General features: G+C 56.2%; 4 protein-coding genes. All 4 read right to left on the bottom strand.

The features are described from left to right. Positions 1–4,062 (bottom strand): DUF5979 domain-containing protein (locus EKN07_RS12200; protein ID WP_126146545.1); only part of this gene is annotated, 4,062 nt, incomplete at its 3' end. 416 nt (positions 4,063–4,478) lie between these two features. Continuing rightward, complete coding sequence (locus EKN07_RS12205; protein WP_126146546.1) at positions 4,479–4,805, bottom strand: integrase core domain-containing protein; 327 nt, start codon at positions 4,803–4,805, stop codon at positions 4,479–4,481. A 739-nt stretch (positions 4,806–5,544) separates the two neighbouring features. Next, a complete protein-coding gene (locus EKN07_RS12215) occupies positions 5,545–5,862 on the bottom strand; it encodes a transposase (protein WP_108714682.1) in 318 nt (105 codons plus the stop codon). 202 nt (positions 5,863–6,064) lie between these two features. Then, positions 6,065–6,331: LPXTG cell wall anchor domain-containing protein (locus tag EKN07_RS12220; RefSeq protein WP_126146547.1), on the bottom strand; the 267-nt coding region annotated here is incomplete at its 5' end.

Below are 6,331 nucleotides of genomic sequence, written 5' to 3' on the forward strand. Positions count from 1 at the left end.
CGTACCGGACATCGTCTCGTTACCCGCACCATCTACACACGTGTAATCGAAACCGAAAGACTGCGGCGCAAACTGAGCACCATCACCATCGACCGTCTTAGCAACAGTGAACCCACCAACCAGACGCCGGTAGTCATTCGTGATCGTATTCTCCTGCGTCTGATCCTTTGTGATCATGACCTTAGCCGCAGTATGCGTGGTTGCTACTGCATAGCCGTCACGTCGTGCGGAGTCTCCATCCTCAGTAATGACACAGCTAGTACCAGTTGGCAGGTTGTCTACCCGCACAGGCGTACCATCAGCAGGAACATCGAGCACGCCAGAAGTCTGATCCGGATCATCACAAACGTAATTCACCTTGAACGACTCCCCGGTGCCAGACGTGTAGTCACCAGTCACCTTCTTCGCCACAGAGAACGAACCACGATCACGCGTATAGGTATTCGTCGCTTCAACGGCAATCGCGGAACCATCAGTCACGCTAATGGTGGCCTTAGAACCTTCCACCGCCGCACCATCAACCGTCCACGACGTCATCAACTGCGCGCCGTTAACCGTCGCATCGCGCTCACTAATCTCACACGTACCAGTTGGAACATCTTCCACGCCCTCAATCTGACCTGGCGTGACCTGCAGCGTACCAGAGACTGTCTCCTCACCTGCCGCGTCCACACAAGCGTAATCAAAGGCAAAGTTCACCGGAGCCAAACTCGCTCCATCACCATCGACCTTCTTACTGATGGAGAATCCACCAACCAAACGCTTGTAGTCATTGGTGAAAGAAACCTCAACAGGCTTTGATCTATCCGAGATCGTCACAGTCTGCGGGTCAGGAACTCGCACCGAGTACTCATCAATTTGCGCAGACGCAGAATCTTCGGACACCTCACACGTGGTTCCAATCGGGAAGCTCTTATCCGACTCCACTACAGTCCCATCACCAGGAACAGTCAAAGAACCCGACTGATCATCCGAGCACTGATAGTTGAAGACAAACTCCTTACCCGTGGCCACACTCGCACCAGACACCGTCTTCTTAACCGAGAACTTCCCCCGATCAAGCGTGTAGGTATTCGTCGCCTCAACAGCAATCGCAGAACTATCCGTCACGTTGATCGTGACGACGTTGCCGTCTACCTCCTGACCATCAACCGTCAACTTCGTGACCAGCTGAGCATTCCCAACATCAGCCGCCCTCTCAGTCACAGTACACGCACCAGTCGGAACATTCTCGGCGCTTGCCGAAGCGCCAGGAGCAACCTGCAGCGTGCCGGAGGCTGTTTCCTTACCTGCAGCATCCACGCAAGCGTAGTCAAAGGTGAAGTTCGCCGGAGCGAGGTTCGCTCCGTCGCCATCGACCTTCTTACTGATGGAGAATCCACCAACCTGACGCTTGTAGTCATTGGCAAAAGCCACCTCAACCGGAGCCGTCTTATCCGCTATGGTGATTTCCTGCGGAGCGGGAAGCTCAAGCGAATACTCGTCGATCTGAGCCGATGCCTCATCCTCCGCTATGGTGCACGTGGTTCCAATCGGGAAGCTCTTATCCGACTCCACCACAGTCCCATCACCGGGAACAGTCAAAGAACCCGACTGATCATCCGAGCACTGGTAGTTGAAGATAAACTGCTTGCTCGTTGCCGCGTTCGTACCCGACACAGACTTCTTCACCGCGAAGGTCCCACGATCCATGGTGTAGGTGTTCGTCGCCTCAACAGCAATCGCAGAACTGTCAGTCACGTTGATGGTAGCGACATTTCCATCGACAGGCCGACCATCAACGGTCATCTTCGTGACCAGTTGCGTATTCGCAACGTCAGCCGACATCTCCCTCACGGTGCACGTACCAGTCGGAACATCCGTCACGCTCTCAGAGGAGCCTGCCTTGACGGTCACGGTTCCAGAGACTGTGCCAGCGTAGTTATGGTCAGCACACGAATACTCGAATTCGAAGCTTGCGGGAGCCAGGTTCGCTCCATCGCCAGCCACAGTCTTAGCGATCGTAAAGCCGCCCACTAAGCGTTTGTATTCGTTGGTGACTGTCACCTCAGGAGCACTGCTTTTCTCAATTGTCACATTGGTGCTTGAATAAGAGGTCGCAACAGCATATCCAGTACGCTCAGCAGACAAGCTATCCTCATTGACCGTGCAAGTCGTCCCGGTCGGTAGCCCTTCAACTGATACTGCGCTACCGTCTGCGGGAACGGTCAGAGAGCCAGATGTTCCATCAGGATCGTTACAGGCGAAATTGACCTTGAAGGAGTCATCCACACTCGGCTTGTAGTCGCCTGTCACAGCCTTCTTGACGGAGAAAGAGCCCCTATCGCGGGTGTAGGCATTGGTGAAGGACACCTCAACTATGTTCGAGACATCCGTAATCTCCACAGTCTGAGACTGGGGAGCACTCAGCGTGTAACCCTCCAACTGCGTGCCGTCCACTCTTTCAGTAATGGTGCAGGTTGTACCAATCGGGAACGACTTGCCAACCTCGACCGCAGTGCCATCACCAGGAAGAGCCACAGAACCAGACTGGTTGTCCGTGCACTCGTAATCGAAGACGAACTGTTTGTTCTTTGCCTCATCCGCACCAGAGACCACCTTCTTGATGGCGAAGGTTCCCTGCGGCGCCGTCGTGTTCGTCAGTGTCACCCCCACTGATATCCGATCACCAATGGTGAGGGTGTTGGTGGCCTTTCCTCCGATGAGAAATTCTGGCTCGCTCCAACCAAGCGCTGTATAAGTACTGGTCGAAGGATCCTCTGAGAGGGTTACCTTGGTTCCCTTGGGGAAGGTACCGTCAAAAGGCACCTTCTGGCCCACAATCGCCTTCATCTGTGCGGTCCCCGTCTTGCCATCAGGATTCAGCGTGCCCGGGGCCTGCCAGTTCTCGTAGGTTGATGCAACCGCAGGAAGCTCGTACTTCACATCGACGGTGAACTCCGTCGCAGCCGGGACACTCGCAGCACCCTGGCCGGCCACGATCTTTGTGATATCAAATCCGCCGAAACCGGCCTGCATCTCAACTGTGATGGAGAAGGATTCGACAAAGTAACGTGAATCTTCCTCTGTGACCTCCGTGCCACTGAGAGTCGCACTATTGCCATAAAGGACACCTCGTATCACCTTTCCACCTGTGAAACTGACCGGATAGGTGATCGTGTAATTCGAGTTTGGTTTGAACGGGCCGGTGATAGTGATCTTGGCCGTCCTGCCACTGAATTCTACGTTCATATCGAAGTTACCGAACTGTGTCGTAGCGTCAGCACCACTAGCGTCGGTCAAACGGGTCAACTGCATCTTTGTATCGCCGTCACTACCGCGATAGAACAGAACCCAGTCCTTCAGATAGTCTCCGGCACGGAACTGCATTCCTTCGCCAAGTTCATCAGTGATCACAATGGTCTTCCGGCTACCGTCCAGGTTGAGTTTGGCTTTGTCGCCTACATACTTCGTGCCGAAGTTGATGCCCCATGTCATACCGGTTTCATCCCATAGTGCACCGGCCCATTTGTAGAAAGTGTACGTCTCATAAGACTCACCAACATTTTCGCCGATGCCACCGGGTGGGGGAAGCTCAACGGAGACTACGTTGTTTGTCTTGATATCGACGGACTTCGATGTCGTCTCCTTGACGGCACGCAACCGAGCTGAACCCGTCCCCCGGAACGCGTCGAACCCGGCCTGCTTAAGTTCGTCAACCTTGGAGTTGAAGGTACATACGACCTCGGACTTTGTCAGTCTGCACGTTCCAATATCAATCTGCTGACCATTGTTAGTCACGGTCATGGGTGCATTTCTGGGGTACTCGAGATTCTCGAAGTACGTGCCGAGATCTATCGTGAAGGAGTCACCATTCTTCACATCGGCGTTGGTCGCATCCCATTTGAAGTCGAGGCGGGCGTACTGACCAACGGTCAACTGGCCCGGCCAATCAGCGTTCTGGTTATTGGTCCGGGTAAGTGTCAAATCACTGACCACAATATTCGGATTGTTAGCTGCACGCGCCGGAGTCATTACTCCAACGAGCGACAGCAACATCGAAAGCATTGCGATAGTTGCCATTACAAGGCGACCCTGATGTCGGTTGCGTGAAACCGATCGGGTTGACCCAGTCATGCATCCTCCTGAATATGATAGGCCAAACGTCTACTCTTGCCGCGCCCCACGCCTGTACACAGGAATCTGGCGGAGCACGCGCGTGATTACTTCAGTGCTAGGCGTACAGAATAACACGTAGAGTCAATCTCCCTAAAGAGAATGTGCGTTCTTTGCACCTTCTTCACAACGTAACCCGGATCAGGTACGCGATGGCATGCGGGCATGCAACATTCACTGCTTGTTGAATTTACCTGTGTTTTTTGAGTGCTTATCCGGTATCAAGCAAGCGTGTCATTCCGTGACGTGTGTGCAATCCCACCATAACCAGCGTTTGCGGTGCTCGGCCGTATGTCAAGTCCCGGGGTTTTGTTGAGGTTGTTTTATCTGGCGTTGGTGGTTGCTGGTTGGTGGTTGCTGGTTCGTGGTGGTTGGTGGTGGTTGGTGGTCTGCTTGCCGATGTCCTCGAGGTCGATGGTGTCGGTGGTGTCGGTGGTGGTGCAGTTGGTGTCGTCTTGTGGTGGTGGGGTGTAGGCCTGCTCGTGCTGGATCGGAGTGTGCATGCCGATGGCGCAGTGAGGACGGACTGTGTTGAACCAGTGCACCCACTGGGCGGTAGCGAACTCGACGTCATCAATGCCCTCCCAGGGGCCATAGGAGTCGGGGTAGTGACGGTTGCGGATCAATTCCGCCTTGTACAGGGAGTTCATCAGGGCCTCGGCCAGCGCGAAGCCGAAAGGAGGTCGCCCTTCGATCCGACAGAGGCGACGGCGTCGGCCTCGGATAGGGCTTGCCCGTAACGTATCGCCCGGTACTGCACCCCCGGTCGGAGTGGTGGATCAGGCCGGTCAGGTCGGCTCCTTCGCGCTGGCGCTGCCAGTCCCCATGTTCAGGGCGCCCCTGGGACAGGCCGGTGTACAGGCTGGTGGAGGTCTGCCAGCCGATGATCCGACGGGAGTAGACGTCAGCGGGCGAAGGCCACATAGACCCAGTCGGACAGGGTTCGTACGTAGGTGATGTCCGCACTCCCACAGCTCATTGGGCCTGAAAACTGAGAAGTGCCTCTTGACCAGGTCTGCGGGGCACTGCTCCTTGAGTGCGCTGCCGTGGTACGCGGTGATTTGGCGCGGCGGATGCCGTGCAGACCCATGGCACGCATCAGACGCTCCACGGTGCAGCGGGCCACATGCTCCAGGCCGTGCCGGACGGAGGCCTCGGGCCGGTTCAGCATCGTATGCATCTTGCGGGCGTCCAGAACGCAGTAGTTGTTCTCCTGAACCTTCTTGATCTCGGCCTTCAGAGCCTCATCGCGTCTACTCCTTGCTGATCGGGGACGACTCTTGGCTGCGTAGTAGGTACTCGGGGCGATCTTGACGTCGGCGCTGGTCAGCGCCTGGCAGATCGGCTCGACCCCAAATTCCTCCTTGCGGGAGTCGATGTACTGACAGATCAGCAGGATGGGAGCTCACACTCCGCGGCGAAATAGGCCGACGCACTCCTCAAGATCGCATTCGCCCGCCGCAGCTCCCGATTCTCGGCCTCCAGCCCCCGAATCCGCTCGGCATCGGATGTGGTGGTTCCCGGCCGGGCGCCTATATCGATCTCAGCCTTCTTAACCCAGGTGCGTAGCGCCTCAGGGTGGCCGCCCAGTTCATCGGCGATCCTGCGGATCGCCCCCTTGGACCGCTCGGGGTCCCTACGAGCCTCCACAGCCATCCTGGTAGCCCGCTCCCGCAACTCCTCCGGATACTTCCTTGATGCACTCATGACAGTAATCCTTCCGTGTAATCACTGCCTCCATCAAACCCGGGACGATTCAGCTCTCCACGCCGACACGAAAGTGACCACAAAAGGCAAGGGCGACTGCGCATCACGCAGTCGCCCTTGCCATCCGGATGTATCCGTCAGAACTCACCGTGCAGCCCAGGCCCTATCAGAACCGTAGTACTACAGGCACCTGACCACATCTCTATACTTCCCGACGTCGAACCCAAAGCACCAAACCTCCAGCAACAATCGCCACCACGGCCATTGCACCCGGAGCGCGCAGGTCCGCGCCCGTCAACGGCAAAGACTTCTTTGCCTTCTTTGGCGCCGAAGAAGGCGTACTCTTCGACGGCGGAGGCGGAGTGTTCTCCGTGTAAGTATTCGTGAAGCTCAACTCCACCACCTTATCCTTCTCCTCGATACCCACCTTCTGCGCAGCGGGAACCTTCACCGTGTAGCCACTCAACTG

It is taken from the genome of Actinobaculum sp. 352 (assembly GCF_003957265.1).
Taxonomy (GTDB): Bacteria; Actinomycetota; Actinomycetes; order Actinomycetales; family Actinomycetaceae; genus Asp313.